Genomic DNA, 16083 nt, shown 5'->3' with positions numbered 1-16083 from the left:
TCTCAACTATTCGGTTGAGGCTCTTCTTTGCAAAATCGATGGACAATCAAACAAGGGAGCGTGGAATGATGAATTATCGACAAATCGGCAGTACAGACCTAAAAGTAAGCGAATTGAGTTTTGGAACCTGGGCAATCGGCGGTTCTTGGGGCAGCACGAAGGATGAAGAATCTCTTCGCGGACTGGACCGCGCGATGGATGCGGGCGTAAACTTTTTCGATACAGCAGACGTATACGGAGACGGGCATGCGGAAGAACTTTTGGCGAAAGCGACAAAAGGCAAGCATGACGAAATCCATATCGCGACGAAATTTGCACGCGCTGGCGATATTCATGATCCGAAAACCTATTCACTGGAAAGCGTCAGCCAATATGCGGAAAACAGCTTGAAACGGCTGGGCCGTGAACAGATCGACCTGTTCCAGATCCATTGTCCGCCGATTGAAATTCTGCGCGATGGCCAGGTGTTTGAAGTGCTTGACCGTTTGAAAGAGCAGGGGAAAATCCGCTATTACGGCGTCAGCGTCGAAACGGTGGAAGAAGGGCTCTTGTGCATGGAAAACCCGAACGTCAGCAGTTTGCAGGTGATTTTTAATTTATTCCGACAGAAACCGGCAATGGAGCTTTTCCCGGCAGCGGCTGAAAGGAATGTCGGCATCCTGGCGCGCGTGCCGTTGGCAAGTGGTTTATTGACTGGGAAATTCAAGAAAAACGCCGAATTCGAAGAAGACGACCACCGCAATTTCAACCGCGACGGCCAAGCATTCAACGTCGGCGAAACGTTTGCCGGACTGGAATTCAATAAAGGCGTGGAGTTGGCCGATAAATTATCGTGGATCGCAGAAGGCAGAGGCAATATGACGCAAGCGTCCCTCAAGTGGATCCTGGAGCACGAAGCGGTGTCGTCCGTAATACCGGGCTTTAAGACAGTGGCACAGGTCGAAGACAATCTGCATGCATTGAACGCAGCGTCTTACAGCGCTGAAGAAATGAAGAAAATCGAACAGTTCTATAAAGAAGAAGTGGCGGAGAATATTAGAGGTCCGTATTAAGTATCCGCTAATAGATGTTAAGACAATACATATTCGGAGGGATGAAAATGGCAGGGTTGAATTTAGTCAATATCAAGAAAGTCTATGACAAAGGCGTTGTTTCCGTTCAGGACTTTAACCTGGAAATCAGAGACAAGGAATTTCTCGTATTGGTCGGACCTTCCGGCTGCGGGAAATCGACGACGCTGCGGATGATCGCCGGACTTGAAGACATCACGGAAGGCGATCTGTTCATCGGTGAAAAACGTGTCAATGATGTATCGCCGAAAGACCGCGACATCGCGATGGTGTTCCAGAACTACGCGCTTTATCCGCATATGAACGTCTATGACAATATGGCGTTCAGTTTGAAATTGAACAAAATGAAGAAAAATGATATCAAGGAACGCGTCGACAACGCAGCGAAGATTCTTGGCTTAGAAGAGTATCTTTACCGCAAACCGAAAGCTTTGTCCGGTGGCCAGCGCCAGCGGGTTGCACTGGGCCGCGCGATTGTGCGCGACGCGGAAGTATTCCTGATGGATGAGCCGTTGTCCAACTTGGACGCGAAATTGCGTGTGCAAATGCGCACAGAAATCCAGAAATTGCACCGCCGCCTGCAAACGACAACAGTATACGTGACGCATGACCAAACAGAAGCGATGACCATGGCGACTCGTCTGGTCGTTATGAAAGACGGATTTATCCAGCAGGTCGGTTCTCCGAAAGAAGTTTATGACGAACCGGATAATATGTTCGTTGGCGGCTTTATCGGTTCTCCGGCAATGAACTTCCTGCGCGGACGTCTCGAAGGCAATCAATTCGTGATGGGCGATATCAGAGTGCTGATTCCGGAAGGGAAATTGAAATTGCTTCGCGAACAGGGATATGACGGGAAGGAACTTGTTCTCGGCATCCGTCCGGAAGACATCCATGATGAACCCGTATTCCTGGATTATTCACCGGAAACAAAAATCCGCGCGGCGATTGAAGTGGCTGAATTGATGGGCTCGGAAATCGTTCTTTATTCGGTCGTGGACAATCAGGACTTCGTGGCGCGTGTCGATTCCCGATTCGGCGTAGAAGCCGGACAGACAATCGATATGGCGTTCGATATGAATAAAGTGCATTTCTTCGACAAGGATTCAGAACTCCGCATCAAATGATTTGCCTGTGAGCGGTTCGCTGGCAGGATATAGGGATGCCGCTGAAGGATCAACATCCTTTGGCGGCGTTTTTTATTTGAAGAAAGGGTGATGGAGATGGGGAAAATCAGGTGGGGCGTCTTAAGTACGGCGAAGATCGGCTTGACGCAAGTGATTCCGGCAATTGGACGCGCGAAAAATGCTGAGCTTGCCGCTATTGCAAGCCGGAGCGATAAGGTCCATGCGATTGCAAAAGAGCATGGGATTCCAAAAGCTTACGAAAGCTACGAAGCGTTATTGGCAGACGATGAGATCGATGCAGTGTATATTCCGCTGCCGAATCATCTGCATAAAGAGTGGGCGATGAAAGCGGCGGCAGCGGGCAAACATGTGCTGTGTGAAAAACCGGCGGCGCTGAACGCGGAAGAAGCGGAAGAAATGGTGGCGTTCTGCCGCAGCCGAAACGTGAAATTCGCGGAAGCGTTCATGTACCAGCTGCATCCGCAGCACGGACGTGTAAAGGAAATCATGGCTTCAGGAGAAATCGGCGACATCCGTTTGATCAAATCGAGCCATTCCTTTTATATGGCCGATCGCGACACAAACATCCGCATGGATAAAAAGATGGGGGGCGGCAGCCTTTACGATCTGGGCTGCTATTCGATTCAGGTATTCAGCCATTTGACGGATGCTGAACCTTTGGAAGTGCAGGCATTCGCTGAAATGGACAAGGTGGACGGCGTCGATATGACAGCTCACGGCTGGCTGCGATTCGAGAGCGGCATCCGCGCTTTATTCGACTGCAGTTTCGATATGGTTCCGCGCAATGAATACGAAGTGATCGGCACAGAAGGGTCCATTAGAGTGCCGTACGCGTTCCGGCCGGATTTTGTCGGCGGTGTGGGAACGGTAATCGTCAAAGAGGGTGACGAGCAGCGGACAGAAGAAGTGGGCGGTGATAGTTACAGGCTCGAAGTGGAGAATTTTTCATCCGCGATATTGGAGGACCGGGAACCGTGGATCAGCGGCGACTCGACGATCCGCAATATGCGTGTGCTGGATGCTTGCTACGAATCGATTTCTACGGGCCAGCCCGTTCAACTGACGAAGGAAGGCAGTGATAGCAGATGACGGTGGAACAACGGGCATTCGGGAAAGCAGACGGAAAACCGGTCACACTCTACACGATAAAAAATGAACAGGGGTTCCAGGTTTCCTGCATCAATCACGGCTGCATCATTACAGAAATTTTGGCACCCGACAAGTCAGGGGAAATGGAAAACGTCGTACTGGGATTTGATTCAATTGAAGAATACGAGCGCGACGTCCATTATCTCGGTGCGGTGGCCGGCCGTTTTGCCGGCCGCATCAAAGACGGCGCAGCTGAACTGGCGGGAACCGGCTATCAGCTTGGGCGGAACGCAGACGGCCATCATTTGCACGGCGGCGCCGGTGGCTTTCATTCAGTGGTTTGGAATGCTGCGCCTTTTGAAGAAACGGACGGCGCAGGAGTGGATTTTACATACATGAGCCCGGACGGTGAAGAAGGCTATCCGGGGAATCTGGAGATGACCGTGCGTTATTTTGTTAAACACGACGTCAATGAACTGGTCATTTCCTATAGCGGAATTTCGGACCAGCCAACTCTTCTGAATCCGACCAATCATGCGTATTTCAATTTGAGCGGTGATCTGAAACGCGACGTGCTGGACCATCATTTGCAGCTTCCGGGTGAAGCCTACCTTGAGCTTGACGATGAGCTGCTGCCGACTGGCAGGATTTTGCCGGTGGCCGGCACAGTGTTCGATCTGCGGGAGGGCAATAAAATACGGCGGGCCGCCGAGTCGGAAGATCCGCAGACTCGACTTGCAGGGCATGGCTATGACCACCCATTTGTGCTCGAGCAAGCTGAAGACAGGGTGATCTTGCTGACGGATGAACAAAGCGGCCGCATGCTTTCGGTGACGACTACCGAACCGGCTGTTGTGCTCTACACCGGCAACGGTCTCGGTGGCCCTTATAGTTTGCGCGGCACGCCTGCGAGAAATCATCTTGGCCTCTGTCTGGAAACGCAAAAGCTGCCTGATTCATCGCGCCATCAGAATTTCGGTTCATCGGTGCTGGAGGCGGGACAGCATTACCATTCGGAAACCAGCTTCAGTTTTGGTGTCTTGGATAATGCATTTATAGAATAAAAATAGATTTAAAAGAAGCATGCACAAGGCGGAGAGCCTTGTGTGTGCTTTTTCGAATTGGTTGAATTTCAAGGGGCATAACAAACCACGACGAGTAGTCAAAATTTTTCAATTTATATACATTCAAACTGAAAAATAAGGTAGCATTAGAAAGGAAAAGAAAATTTAGACAAAGGGGAGTATGGAATATGAAGGGGATTATTCGCTTTTCCAATAATTTAATGGAAAGATATTTACCGGATCCATTTTTATTCGTCATCATCCTGACGCTGGTCGTTTTCGGGCTGGGTCTTGGATTGACGGGTTCATCGCCGGTCGAAATGGTGGCTTTCTGGGGAGAAGGCTTCTGGGCGCTATTGGCGTTCTCGATGCAGATGGTGCTGGTGCTGGTCACAGGATTCGTACTCGCAAGCAGCCCGATTTTTAAAAAAGGCCTCGGCAAACTCGCAAGTTTCGCGAAGTCACCAGGCAGCGCGATTATTTGGGTAACTTTAGTATCGCTTGCGGCAAGCTGGATCAACTGGGGATTTGGTCTGGTTATCGGAGCCTTGTTTGCGAAGGAATTAGCGAAGCGTGTTGAAAACGTTGATTATCGGTTGCTGATAGCAAGCGCATATTCGGGATTCCTTATCTGGCATGCCGGATTCTCGGGCTCCATTCCGCTGTCGATTGCGACAGACGGGCACCCGTTTATCGACCGGATCGGCATTATTCCGACCGGAGAAACGATTTTTGCAAGCTATAATTTAATCATCATCGGGGCATTGGTCATTATTCTTCCATTATTGAACCGTTTGATGATGCCGAAAAAAGATGAAACTGTCACCGTCGACCCAAAAGTACTGGTAGAACCGGAAGTTGAAGAACAACCGGCTAAAAAGGATCAGACACCGGCGGAGCGGCTGGAGAACAGCTGGATTCTGTCGATGGTCATCGGCGTACTCGGTATTGCATTTATCGCTTATTATTTCATCGAAAATGGTTTTGCGTTGACGCTCGATTTAGTCAATTTCATGTTCCTGTTCCTTGGAATCCTGTTCCACGGAACGCCGCGCAAATATCTGGTCGCTGTCCAGGAAGCCGTCAAAGGAGCGGGCGGCATCATCGTCCAATTCCCATTTTACGCGGGGATTATGGGCATGATGACGGCATCCGGTCTGGCAGCTGTCATTTCGGAAGCGTTTGTCAGCGTTTCGACCGCTCAGACATTCCCGCTTTTCGCCTTCCTTAGCGCAGGACTCGTTAACTTCTTCGTTCCTTCAGGTGGCGGGCAGTGGGCAGTCCAGGCGCCAATCATGCTGGAAGCAGCCGAAATGCTCGGCAGCGACACAGCGAAAGTTGCTATGGCTGTTGCGTGGGGCGATGCCTGGACGAATATGATTCAGCCATTCTGGGCTTTGCCGGCGCTTGCAATTGCAGGCTTGAAAGCAAAGGATATCATGGGCTTCTGTTTAATCGTCTTATTCGTCAGCGGAGTTGTAATCGGCCTCGGCTTATTATTCCTTTAATCAAAAATACTTCTAAACCTTGCCCATCCAGTGGCAAGGTTTTTTTAGCAGCAATAATTCAAGTAGACCCGACTTGGAAAGATAGGATAAGAATTTATTATCTTGGAATATCAATAAAACCGCTAAAAATAAGTGATTATTTTGTCGAATCCTTATGTTGATATAAACTAATTTAAATTAAAGCACTAGTTTCAGAATGTAAAATTATTCAATAAAAACTGAATAACAAGAAAATACCGTTAAATTCCTTCCGTTTTTCAAATGTATACGCTATAATTAGAAAAACTAAAAGAGGGGGCAACGACATGAAACAGAAGAAGTTAAGCGTTTTCATGATGTCGGCAGCTGCGGCATTGGTATTGGCGGCATGCGGTGGAGGAGAAGAATCATCGGATAGCGGTTCAGGCGAAGGCGGAGACTCCGAAAGCCTTGAGTCGAATATCGTAACGATTGCGACAGGCGGCGCATCAGGTCCTTATAACATTATCGGAACCACACTTGCAGACACTTACAGTGATGTTTACGGCGTTAACTCCCGTACACAGACAACTGGCGCATCAGTTGAAAACGTCAACTTGATCAAAGAAGATAAAATTGAAATGGCATTCACGATGAGTGACGTGGTCAGCCAGGCGGTTGAAGGAACTGAAGGCTTTGATGAGCCGACAGATACAATCAGCCAGATCGCAGCACTTTATCCGAACTATGTTCAAATCGTAACAACGGCGGATTCAGGCATAGAAACATTTGAAGATCTTCGCGGTAAACGTATCGCTGTAGGCGACCAGAACTCTGGTGTTGAAGTGAACGCCCGTACACTTCTGGAAGGCCACGGCATCACATATGACGATATCGAAGTTGATTATCTTGGATATGCGGAAGCGGCAGATGGTCTTCGCGCTGGCCAGATCGATGCAGCATTCCTGACAAGCGGATTGCCGAATGCATCCCTTCTTGAATTGTCGCAATCACTTGATATCCGCATGGTGTCAATTGACCCGGCAGACGTTGAACAAATTGCAGAAGACAAATCCTATTTTGTAGCTCTTGAAATACCGGCAGACACATACGGTAACGAAGAAGCGATTCCGACAGCAGCGATCATGAACGCATTGATCGTCAAATCGGATATGAGTGACGATGACGTCTACAAGCTGACAAAAACTTTCTTTGAAAATCTCGATACTTTAGAGAATTCCCACCAGGCAGCTTCAGATATTTCACTTGAAGCCGCACAGGAAGGTCTTGTAGCACCGCTTCACCCAGGAGCCGAACGTTATTACAGTGAACAATAAGGTTTTATTGGGGGGAGCATGCTTGCTGGTGCTCCTCTTTTTCCTGCTTTTCAAGCTGCCGGTGATCCATTTCGATTTTGGCAATGAAGATTATTTTCTGACGGAAGATGAATTCACCTTGAAGTGGATTCATTCCGTCGAAAAGGAAGAATGGCTTGAAATGTATGAGAGAGACGGCGAAGAGCTGCTGTTGACCGAAACGGTCTTCAAAACATTCGGGGCAGGCGTGCCGTCGGACGGAGAAATCATTTCCGCGGAAGATGGGTTTGTTCATATGCGCATCAATCAGCATCTTCCCGAAATGAACCTGACCGTCTCTGAAAATGCGCAAACGACGATTTTAACTGAAGACAGAACGATTCCGCTGTATGAGCTGACGGAAGATTACGAGTTCGTCACCATATCCATCCAGCGGATTCATCTTTGGCAGTATATTGGAGGGAAGCAGTTATGAACAAAGACAACCGGGACCTGAACATTGAAAGCGTCTCAGCGCATGACGAGGATAAGAACCTGAATCAGGAGATCCTCGAAAAATATGACGTCGACGCGAAAGTCCGAAAATTCAAAAACCGCAAGCTTGTGCTTGTAGTAGCAGCGATTGCCATTGCCTACTCGCTATTCCATTTATATGTAACATTTAATCCGCTTCCTGCCCTCCAGGCGAGATCGATTCACGTGGCTGTCGGTATGGCACTGATTTTCCTGGTCTATCCGACATTCAAGAAACAGGACCGCTCAAAAATTCCGATCTATGACTGGATTCTTTTTGTGCTCAGTTTGTCGACGGCTGGTTATATCATTTACGAATACAATGATATTGTTACAACACGCGGCGGCATTCCGAACAACATGGATATCGTCATGGCCGTGCTCACTGTTTTGCTCGTGCTTGAAGGAGCAAGACGGATTACAGGATGGATCCTGCCGATTTTGGCATTGATTTTCCTGGCCTATCCGTTCTTCAGCCATTATTTATGGGTACCGGACATGTTGATGACACGACCATTCGACCTTGGCGATATTTTCGGCCAATTGTACTTGAAGACAGAGGGCCTTTATTCGACGGCCATTTCAGCTTCCCTGCAATTCATCTTCCTGTTCATCCTGTTCGGCGCATTCCTTGCGAAATCGGGAATGGGTCAATTATTCAATGACTTAGCCATGGCACTTGCCGGCAGCAAACAAGGCGGTCCAGCCAAAGTTGCGGTCATTTCCAGTGGATTCATGGGAAGCATCAACGGTTCAGCCATTGCAAACGTGGTCGGAACCGGCGCATTCACGATTCCATTGATGAAAAAAATCGGCTACAATAAAAACTTTGCCGGCGCGGTAGAAGCCAGTGCCTCGGTGGGCGGACAGATTTTGCCTCCGATCATGGGGGCTTCCGCGTTCATCATGGCTGAAACAACAGGCATCGCTTACGGTACAATTGCGCTCGCAGCATTGATTCCCGCCGTACTTTACTTCCTCGGCGTCATCATGCAGGTGCATTTCCGTGCCGGAAAACGCGATTTAAAAGGAATTCCAAAAGCGGACCTTCCCGCGACGAAAGAAGTCCTGAAAGAAAAAGGACATCTATTATTGCCGATTGTCGGTTTGGTTTTCATGCTTTATACAGGATTGCCGATTGCACAATCCGCATTCTATACAATTGTTTTGACTGTACTTGTTGCGGCAATCCGCAAATCGACGCGCATGGGCTTCAAGGATATTCTGGAAGCACTTGAAAACGGCGCGCGCCAGTCGTTGTCCGTTATGATCGCCTGTGCGGTCGTCGGCATCATTATCGGTGTCGTCAGTCTGACCAGCTTTGGTACAGTCATGACTTCAGCAATCACTGCGTTCGGTGCAGGTTCACTGTTCTGGACACTGTTCCTGACAATGCTTGCATCGATCGTACTTGGCATGGGCTTGCCATCAATCCCTGCTTATATCATCACGGCGACAATGACTGCCCCGGCACTTGCTGAATTCGGCATCCCGGTATTAGTCGCGCATCTATTCGTTTTCTATTTCGGCATCTTCGCCAATATCACGCCGCCGGTTGCGCTTGCGGCGTTTGCAGGAGCGGGTGTTTCCGGAGGAGATCCGATGCGGACCGGTTTCAACGCCTTGAAACTGTCGATCGCCGGCTTCATCATTCCGTATCTCTTTGTCTATAATCCGGCGATGCTGCTGATTGAAACAGAAGGGATCGCCATGAACGCCAGGGAGTTTGCATTCCCACCAGCCATTGAAGTTATCTTGATCACCCTCACCGCCATAATCGGCATCATCGGTTTGAGTGCGGCAGTGGAAGGCTACTTCAAAACACGGTTGAATATTGTGACGTCGATTCTGCTCGGTGCCGGTGCTTTACTGCTGATTGTTCCGGAAACCTTTACGGACGTGATTGGCCTTGTAGTGGTGCTTGGCATCTTTGCCCTCAATTTCATCAAAGATAAAAGAGAGAATAAAGCAGCCGTTTCATCTGGCTGAATAGAATAAAAGCAAAAAGGGCGCGCCATTGAGGCGTGCCCTTTCATTATTTCCCGGGAAATTATTTAGCGGTCTGTCCGCCGTCGATCAAGTGTTCAGCGCCGGTGATAAAGCGTGCTTCGTCTGAAGCCAGGAACAGTGCCAAGTAAGCAACGTCTTCCGGTTCGCCGACAATGCCGAGTGGAATGTCCTTCAAGGCACCTGATTTCATTTCTTCGTCCTCGAGGACGACAGAAGTCATTGGTGTATTGATGAAGCCGGGATGGATTGAATTGACACGGATATTGTCAGGTCCGAGTTCTACCGCGGCACCTTTCGTCAGCAAACGGGTTGCACCTTTTGAAGCTGTGTAATGAACGCCAGCAGCGCCGCCGATTATACCCGCCATGGATGAAATGTTGACGATAGAGCCTTTGCCGTTTTTACGCATTTCCGGAACGACAGCTTTTATGCCGAGGAAATTGCTGGTCGCGTTGACCGTCATGAATTTATTCCAGGCATCAAGATCGACAGTGTCGATCAAGCCAAACCCTTCAGCGCCGCCGATACCGGCATTATTGATCAGAATGTCGATTTTGCCGAAACGGTCAACCGTTTCTTTTACGACCATATCCCAGTCTTCCTGTTTCGTTACGTCATGGTTGAAGGAAAGAGCTTCGCCGCCCGAACCTGTAATTTCTTCGGCTACTGCTTTGACTTTTTCAACCTGAATATCCGTCGCGACTACTTTTGCGCCTTCTTTCGCAAAAATGCGCGCTTCTTCCGCACCTTGCCCACTGCCTGCACCCGTAATAATTGCTACTTTGCCATCTAATCTGCCCATTTGAATCCTCCTTGTTTATTGTCATTAATTAAATGCTTCCCTATTTGAAAAATTCAAAACCGGCATCATAAATTTGTACAGATTGCCACACTTCCGACAAGCAGGAGAGGATGAAAAGAGGGGGGATTTCGTTATAATAGTAAACAGACAACGGGTTATAACTTAGAAGGGGCGGGATTTATTTTGAATAAAAAACTGTTAATGACTGTGCTGGCAACAGGTTTCATTGCAGCAGGGTGCAGTGGTGGTTCAGATAATGAAGAAACGAAAAATACGGCTTCGCCTGAAGAAGAAACTGTCGAACAGGAGAAGGAAGCGGAAAACAGTGCTGTTGAAGAGTTTTTGGTGCCATTTGATGGAACACTGACGCATGTGCATGGTATGGGCTATATTGAAAGTGAAGGCGGATTGTATTTTGCCTCGCATACCGGATTGAAAGTTTACCGCGACGGCAATTGGTTTGAGACGGACGGAATGTATAACGATTATATGGGCTTCAATGCAGTTGATGAAGGTTTCTATACATCTGGGCATCCGGGAATGGATTCGGATTTGCCGAACCCGATCGGCATCCAGAAAAGTACAGACGGCGGACAATCGCTTGAGTCGCTTGGTTTTGAAGGAGAGACGGATTTCCACTGGATGGCGGCGGGGTACCGAAGCCACGATTTATTCTTGATGAACCCGCAGGCGAATTCGGAATTGGAAGCCGGGTTTTATTTGGGTGAAAATGGCGGAGAAGAGTGGAATCGACTGGAGCCGCAGGGCTTGGACGGAGATTTGATGGCCCTGGCGATTCACCCCGAGGATTCACAATTCCTGGCAGCGGCAAGTTCGACCGGCGTTTTTCTGTCGAAAGATGGGGGAGCGACATTTGAACGGCTGACGGAAGAAGGCGAATTCGGAACGGCTGTGTATTTTACAGAAGAGCAATTGTATTACGGCAGCCATGGTACGGAAGCGGCTTTAATATCTTATAGTCTGGATGAAGGGGGATCAGTTTCACTTCCATTGCCGGATCTGAAAGACGACGGGGCTGTCTACATCGCGGTCAATCCAGCGGATAATGGAGAGATTGCGTTCAACACGGCTAAAGGCGATGCCTTTGTTTCAACAGACGGCGGGGAGTCGTGGCAGGAAATTATGAACGAAGGGCAGATTCAGTAAGCAACTGAAAGCTTGCATGAAAAAATCCTCTTCCCAAAACACGGGGAAGAGGATTTTCTTTGAATTATGCGACATTCTTGCAAGCTTCTGCACATTTGAAGCAAGCTTCAGCACAGCGCTGGCAATGTTCGTGGTCGTGTTTTTTGCATTCGTTGCCGCAAGCTTCACAAATTGTTGCGCAAACCTGTGCCAATTCCTTAACAAACGGCGAGTTGCGTGAAATCGCCTGTTCAAGATAGCCGCACATATCCGCGCATTCACGGTCCAAACGGATACATTCAGCCATCATCTTAACATCGTCTTCCTTTAGGCATGCGTCGAAACAATGGTTACATTCGGTCATGCACTCGTGCAAAACCTTCAATAATTCTGCATGTTGTTCATGTGCCACATTAAAACCTCCAGTTTCAGATTTATTTGCCTCTATTATCTTAGTTTTTCCTTTTCGGGGAAGACTTAAACATCCGCAGGGAGATGCAACAATCTCCTAGCGGGAATTTGAATCATTATCCGCTTCACGGCGCTTGCTCCTGTAATCTTCTTCCGTAATTTCTCCTTTGTCGTAACGGTCCTGCAGTTTGCGTTCTTCGTTGTTTGCAGGCAGTTCATCCACTTTTTGGGACCTTGGATTATTTTTCGCCATGAAGAACCAGTAAGCGATCAGTACACCGACAAGCAATGCGCCAAGACCGGCTAACAGCCGAAGCGGGACCGGGAATGTGGATAGTATAACAAGTTCCAAAACCATCAGCCTCCCTTACACGTTTTTATTCTGCTTCTCTTGTATTTCCCTTAATTGTCTGCGATATTCCGACTCTGTGATTTCTCCGCGCGCAAACCGGTCTTCCAAATGTGCTTCCTCTGTCGTTGGTACTCCGGAATCCACGCCTTTCGTTTTCCGTGTTTTTTTAGCAGCGAAAAAGGCAACTGCAATTGCTGCAAGCGCTACTAAAATAATGAGGATTATCGTATACGTCTCCATTCCAATCACTCCTTTATCTATGTTTTCCCTTTTGCGATTCTCTTAACCTGAATGCTAAAATCACTGCTCTGATTTTGGCTTGATCATTTTTAATGCAAGCCAGACTGCGCCGCCAATCAATAAAACCGGTGCCGCCACCATGCCGATAATGACAGGGATATTAAAAGTTTCCATGCCGAGCCCCGCACTTAATAAAAGCAGATCCATTTACTTTGCCTCCTCTTTTATTGAAAGACTAATTAAATGCATTTAGTTAAATTAAGTATACATCAATGAAAACAGAATTTTACAAAAAATATAAATATATATTAAAATCTGCGGGAATAAATTTTATTTTGAGTATGCTTACAGACGGCAAAAACTAACTAATTTGAGCTGAAATTTGCTATACGTATTTAACGATTTATAATGAGGGTAAGAGAAGCGAAACAAGAAAGCGGAGGCGCTATTTATGTATGTGTTGGGAATAGACGGGGGAGGCACAAGAACTTCCGGTATCGTTGCGGATGAGAATGGCAAAGTTTTTATGCAGGCGTTTGGTCAGGGCAGTAATCCGACAACTATGGCGAGAGTGCTGTTTGAAGAGGTTCTATCGACATTGATAGCCCAATTGGAAGAACAAAATCCAGAGATTTTCTCTAAGTTGGATATATGTTTCGCTGGGATGGCCGGGGTAATTGAAAGTGGAATGGAAGAGGAATTCGCGGCATTTCTGGAAAAACAATTGCCTGCCCAAACAAAGATAGTAGTAAAAAATGACGCCTATAATGCGTTGTATTCCGGTACGCTCGGCAATCCGGGAATTGTTCAAATTGCCGGAACGGGATCCATCACATTTGGGGTGAATTATGATGAAGAAATAGCACGCTGCGGCGGCTGGGGTTATTTATTTGATGATGCGGGAAGCGCTTTTTACTTGGGGAACAAAGCTTTGCGTGCTGTCTTTTATCATCATGACGGCAGAGGTCCGGCAACTGGTATGAAAGGAAAAATCTTTGAGCACTTCGGAGTATCCGATATTGGGGAGCTGACTTCTGAAATATACAGATTGGAGTACCCCCGGCAGTTGATCGCACAACTTTGCCCTATCGTCATAGTCGCCGCTGAAGCCGGTGATGCAGTAGCGAAAGGGATTGTCTGCGAAGCCTGTGAAAAAATGATGGAATGTATAGAAGCCTGCCATCAGAAATTGTTCACTCCAGACCACCCCACGGCCATTGTCTTAGCGGGTGGTGTATTCACCAAACCACAGCAATTTATCTGGTACTTAAATGAATTGAGCAAGAAATCCTTGCCAAACGTGGTTTTCCGGGAAACCAGATTTGCTCCTGTTGGCGGCGCCATTGTTGGGGGTCTCAGAGAAATGGGCCTTCAAACCATCAGTGAAACGTTCAAGGAACAGATGAAACTGCAGTTGCAGGAATAACTAATGAAACAATTAAAGCGGGTGTCCGGAATGGTTAAAACATTGATAGAAAATATTCGGTTGGTCCAAGAAGAGGGCCGTTTGACTAAAGGTGCAATTCTAATGGAAGACGGCAAAATTGCGGCTGTTTTAAATGAGCCGCTTTCTGAATTTGCCGGCGAGTGCTTTGCCGGCGGGGGTTCCGTAGCGCTGCCGGGTTTTATTGATGTACATATTCACGGCGCTGCGGGAGCGGACTTTATGGATGATGACAGCACAGGGCCAAGCACGATTGCTTCGGCATTGCCTGCAGAAGGGACGACTTCTTTTTTGGCGACGACTTTGACGCATTCACCGGAGCGTGTTGTAAAAGCGATCCGGCATGGAAGACAGTTCATGAACGGGAGCGATGAAGTCGCAGCGGAAATGCTCGGCTTTCATCTGGAAGGTCCGTTCATCAATCCAAACCAGGCAGGGGCACAGCCTTCCGCTTATATCTGTGAGCCGTCGATGGATTTATTGGTTGAATGGTTCGGCGAAGCATTGGAAGATTTGAAGATCGTTACAATGGCGCCGGAGCGGGATCGGGATTTTGAAGTCATTCGGAAATTGGCTGATCACGGTATCATCACATCAGCCGGCCATACAATGGCAGATTATAAAACGCTCAGCGAGGCGCAATCAGCAGGCCTGTCTCACCTGACACATTACGGCAACGCGATGCGCGGTTTGCATCACCGGGAAATTGGCGTAGTGGGCGCAGGTATGCTGAACAAGGAATTGTTCTGCGAAATCATTGCGGACGGTATCCATTTAGCGCCGGAGATGCTGAAGCTGATGGTTCAGGTAATGGGTCCAGAGCGCTTATTGCTCATCACCGATTCGATGCGAGCTAAAGGATTGCCAGACGGTTCCTATACGCTCGGAGATCAGGAAGTGAATGTCTCTGGTAAGGAAGCGTTGCTTGCGGATGGCACGCTTGCCGGCAGTGTGTTGAAGATGAATGAAGGCTTGCGGCAATTGAAGGAGGCGGCTGATATTTCGTGGATGGATGCGATTGCGCTGTCTTCTGGAAATGCGGCGCGGCGTCTTGGGGTCTTTGACCGCAAAGGCAGTTTGGAACGCGGCAAAGACGCCGATATTGTGCTGGTGTCGGAGGATTTTGAGGTCCATTCTACTTTTTGCAGGGGGAAGATGAGTTTTGCTTATGATTGGGTGAGAGATGAATTTTGATAGGTGAAGAGTGTCCTCTGCAGATGTTGGTCTGTGGGGGTTTTTTAATGCAATTATTCTTGTTATAGCCGCTTTGTCGCTCAGGAGAGGCCTCCCGCAACAAGCCTGGCTGCAGTGACGCCAGTCTTGTTGCTCCGGCCACTCCATAACCGCGCCTTTGCTCGGGGTGGGGGTTGAGAGGAGGAAGGTTGGAAGAAGAAGGAGTTCTGGAAGTTTGTTATTTTGAGTTCGTTTCTTCGGTACCTTCTATTTAGGGGGAGTTGAGTTAGGATGACGTATAGCTTGAAGGAGTTGTCGTATAGATGGATTTTGTTGTCGTATAGATTCGTTTTGTTGACGTATAAACTGAGTTTGATGACGGATAGACAATTTTAGCTCATATTCATCCGAAGTGACGCCAAATAAGAAGTTAAAAGAGCTTGGTTTGAAGCAGCTGGCGCAAGCCAGCTGCCAGGGCGGCGCGCCGCCCGATCAAAACAGCTCTTGCTCTGTTGTCTTATGGTTTCTGTTTTTTATCTTACGGTTTTGCATTTCTGTCTTACGATTTCACCTTTCTGTCTTACGATTTGCGCTTCTTATCTAACATTCAGCAAATTTCTATAAAAAGTGCCTGTACCAGTTCGCTGAACGAGCTCTCAAACTGACTATATCCCTAACCATAAGGCCAATCTCAAAAGCATTCAGCTTTTATTCCTGAAAACCTTGCCCAACGCATTGTTACAAATAGGTAAAATTTATTAAATTATCAAATAATGATTATTAAAGGCCAACTGTTTAGTATAATTAAATTGATTCACAAACTAAGCAAAAGGAGCTGG

At 47.9% G+C, this 16083-nt stretch carries 16 protein-coding genes; 11 read left to right on the top strand and 5 right to left on the bottom strand.

From position 1 onward, the window contains the following. The first annotated feature begins 68 nt into the window (after positions 1 to 68). From AC2Q9J_RS14485 to AC2Q9J_RS14450, 8 genes are all read left to right on the top strand, one after another. A complete protein-coding gene (locus tag AC2Q9J_RS14485) occupies positions 69 to 1052 on the top strand; it encodes an aldo/keto reductase (RefSeq protein WP_499041017.1) in 984 nt (327 codons plus the stop codon). 47 nt (positions 1053 to 1099) lie between these two features. Further along, positions 1100 to 2197, top strand: coding sequence for an ABC transporter ATP-binding protein (locus tag AC2Q9J_RS14480; RefSeq protein ID WP_499041016.1), 1098 nt, complete (start codon positions 1100 to 1102; stop codon positions 2195 to 2197). Positions 2198 to 2293: 96 nt separating this feature from the next. Next, complete coding sequence (locus tag AC2Q9J_RS14475) at positions 2294 to 3307, top strand: Gfo/Idh/MocA family protein (protein WP_499041014.1); 1014 nt, start codon at positions 2294 to 2296, stop codon at positions 3305 to 3307. Next, positions 3304 to 4371 (top strand): aldose epimerase family protein, encoded by a 1068-nt coding sequence (locus AC2Q9J_RS14470; RefSeq protein ID WP_499041012.1) that lies wholly within the window; start codon positions 3304 to 3306, stop codon positions 4369 to 4371. Before AC2Q9J_RS14475 ends, AC2Q9J_RS14470 begins: the two co-directional genes overlap by 4 nt. Positions 4372 to 4559: 188 nt before the next feature. Further along, positions 4560 to 5879, top strand: coding sequence for a short-chain fatty acid transporter (locus AC2Q9J_RS14465; protein ID WP_499041010.1), 1320 nt, complete (start codon positions 4560 to 4562; stop codon positions 5877 to 5879). 305 nt (positions 5880 to 6184) lie between these two features. Next, on the top strand, positions 6185 to 7174 hold the full coding sequence (locus tag AC2Q9J_RS14460) for a TAXI family TRAP transporter solute-binding subunit (RefSeq protein WP_499041008.1): 990 nt from the start codon (positions 6185 to 6187) through the stop codon (positions 7172 to 7174). Between the two features lie 28 nt (positions 7175 to 7202). Continuing rightward, positions 7203 to 7628, top strand: coding sequence for a DUF1850 domain-containing protein (locus tag AC2Q9J_RS14455; RefSeq protein WP_499041077.1), 426 nt, complete (start codon positions 7203 to 7205; stop codon positions 7626 to 7628). Next, positions 7625 to 9655 (top strand): TRAP transporter permease, encoded by a 2031-nt coding sequence (locus AC2Q9J_RS14450; protein ID WP_499041007.1) that lies wholly within the window; start codon positions 7625 to 7627, stop codon positions 9653 to 9655. The genes AC2Q9J_RS14455 and AC2Q9J_RS14450 overlap by 4 nt, the downstream gene beginning before the upstream one ends. Positions 9656 to 9716: 61 nt before the next feature. Here AC2Q9J_RS14450 and AC2Q9J_RS14445 read toward each other — a convergent pair whose 3' ends face one another. Next, entirely contained in the window at positions 9717 to 10478 is a 762-nt protein-coding gene (locus AC2Q9J_RS14445) for an SDR family NAD(P)-dependent oxidoreductase (protein WP_499041005.1), read from the bottom strand. A gap of 183 nt (positions 10479 to 10661) precedes the next feature. Between AC2Q9J_RS14445 and AC2Q9J_RS14440 the strand changes: the two genes are divergently transcribed. Continuing rightward, entirely contained in the window at positions 10662 to 11645 is a 984-nt protein-coding gene (locus AC2Q9J_RS14440; protein WP_499041004.1) for a F510_1955 family glycosylhydrolase, read from the top strand. 64 nt (positions 11646 to 11709) lie between these two features. Here the strand turns inward: AC2Q9J_RS14440 and AC2Q9J_RS14435 are convergent, their stop codons facing one another. From AC2Q9J_RS14435 to AC2Q9J_RS14420, 4 genes are all read right to left on the bottom strand, one after another. Next, positions 11710 to 12036, bottom strand: a complete 327-nt coding sequence (locus AC2Q9J_RS14435; protein WP_499041002.1) for a four-helix bundle copper-binding protein — start codon at positions 12034 to 12036, stop codon at positions 11710 to 11712. 96 nt (positions 12037 to 12132) lie between these two features. Next, a complete protein-coding gene (locus tag AC2Q9J_RS14430) occupies positions 12133 to 12387 on the bottom strand; it encodes an SHOCT domain-containing protein (RefSeq protein WP_499041000.1) in 255 nt (84 codons plus the stop codon). 15 nt (positions 12388 to 12402) lie between these two features. Next, positions 12403 to 12627, bottom strand: a complete 225-nt coding sequence (locus AC2Q9J_RS14425) for an SHOCT domain-containing protein (RefSeq protein WP_499040998.1) — start codon at positions 12625 to 12627, stop codon at positions 12403 to 12405. Between the two features lie 60 nt (positions 12628 to 12687). Next, entirely contained in the window at positions 12688 to 12834 is a 147-nt protein-coding gene (locus AC2Q9J_RS14420) for a hypothetical protein (RefSeq protein ID WP_499040997.1), read from the bottom strand. 244 nt (positions 12835 to 13078) lie between these two features. On the opposite strand from AC2Q9J_RS14420, the gene AC2Q9J_RS14415 reads away from it, so the two are divergent. Both AC2Q9J_RS14415 and nagA read left to right on the top strand, forming a co-directional pair. Further along, positions 13079 to 14053, top strand: a complete 975-nt coding sequence (locus AC2Q9J_RS14415; protein ID WP_499040995.1) for a BadF/BadG/BcrA/BcrD ATPase family protein — start codon at positions 13079 to 13081, stop codon at positions 14051 to 14053. A 3-nt stretch (positions 14054 to 14056) separates the two neighbouring features. Further along, positions 14057 to 15265 carry an N-acetylglucosamine-6-phosphate deacetylase gene (gene nagA / locus AC2Q9J_RS14410; RefSeq protein ID WP_499040994.1) on the top strand — a complete coding sequence of 403 codons (1209 nt, stop codon included), beginning with the start codon at positions 14057 to 14059 and terminating at the stop codon, positions 15263 to 15265. Positions 15266 to 16083 lie beyond the last annotated feature (818 nt).

The sequence above is a fragment of the Planococcus sp. RAB007_Raresut genome, from assembly GCF_057369535.1.
The sequence above is the reverse complement of the archived record's forward strand: the minus strand, read 5'-3'. Positions and strand labels throughout refer to the sequence as shown.

Excerpts from the sequence above, each read along its gene's own strand:
- AC2Q9J_RS14485 (WP_499041017.1), top strand. The coding sequence starts at position 69 with ATGAATTATCGACAAATCGGCAGTACAGACCTAAAAGTAAGCGAATTG.
- AC2Q9J_RS14480 (WP_499041016.1), top strand. The coding sequence starts at position 1,100 with ATGGCAGGGTTGAATTTAGTCAATATCAAGAAAGTCTATGACAAAGGC.
- AC2Q9J_RS14475 (WP_499041014.1), top strand. The coding sequence starts at position 2,294 with ATGGGGAAAATCAGGTGGGGCGTCTTAAGTACGGCGAAGATCGGCTTG.
- AC2Q9J_RS14470 (WP_499041012.1), top strand. The coding sequence starts at position 3,304 with ATGACGGTGGAACAACGGGCATTCGGGAAAGCAGACGGAAAACCGGTC.
- AC2Q9J_RS14465 (WP_499041010.1), top strand. The coding sequence starts at position 4,560 with ATGAAGGGGATTATTCGCTTTTCCAATAATTTAATGGAAAGATATTTA.
- AC2Q9J_RS14460 (WP_499041008.1), top strand. The coding sequence starts at position 6,185 with ATGAAACAGAAGAAGTTAAGCGTTTTCATGATGTCGGCAGCTGCGGCA.
- AC2Q9J_RS14450 (WP_499041007.1), top strand. The coding sequence starts at position 7,625 with ATGAACAAAGACAACCGGGACCTGAACATTGAAAGCGTCTCAGCGCAT.
- AC2Q9J_RS14445 (WP_499041005.1), bottom strand. The coding sequence starts at position 10,478 with ATGGGCAGATTAGATGGCAAAGTAGCAATTATTACGGGTGCAGGCAGT.
- AC2Q9J_RS14425 (WP_499040998.1), bottom strand. The coding sequence starts at position 12,627 with ATGGAGACGTATACGATAATCCTCATTATTTTAGTAGCGCTTGCAGCA.
- AC2Q9J_RS14420 (WP_499040997.1), bottom strand. The coding sequence starts at position 12,834 with ATGGATCTGCTTTTATTAAGTGCGGGGCTCGGCATGGAAACTTTTAAT.
- AC2Q9J_RS14415 (WP_499040995.1), top strand. The coding sequence starts at position 13,079 with ATGTATGTGTTGGGAATAGACGGGGGAGGCACAAGAACTTCCGGTATC.
- nagA (WP_499040994.1), top strand. The coding sequence starts at position 14,057 with ATGAAACAATTAAAGCGGGTGTCCGGAATGGTTAAAACATTGATAGAA.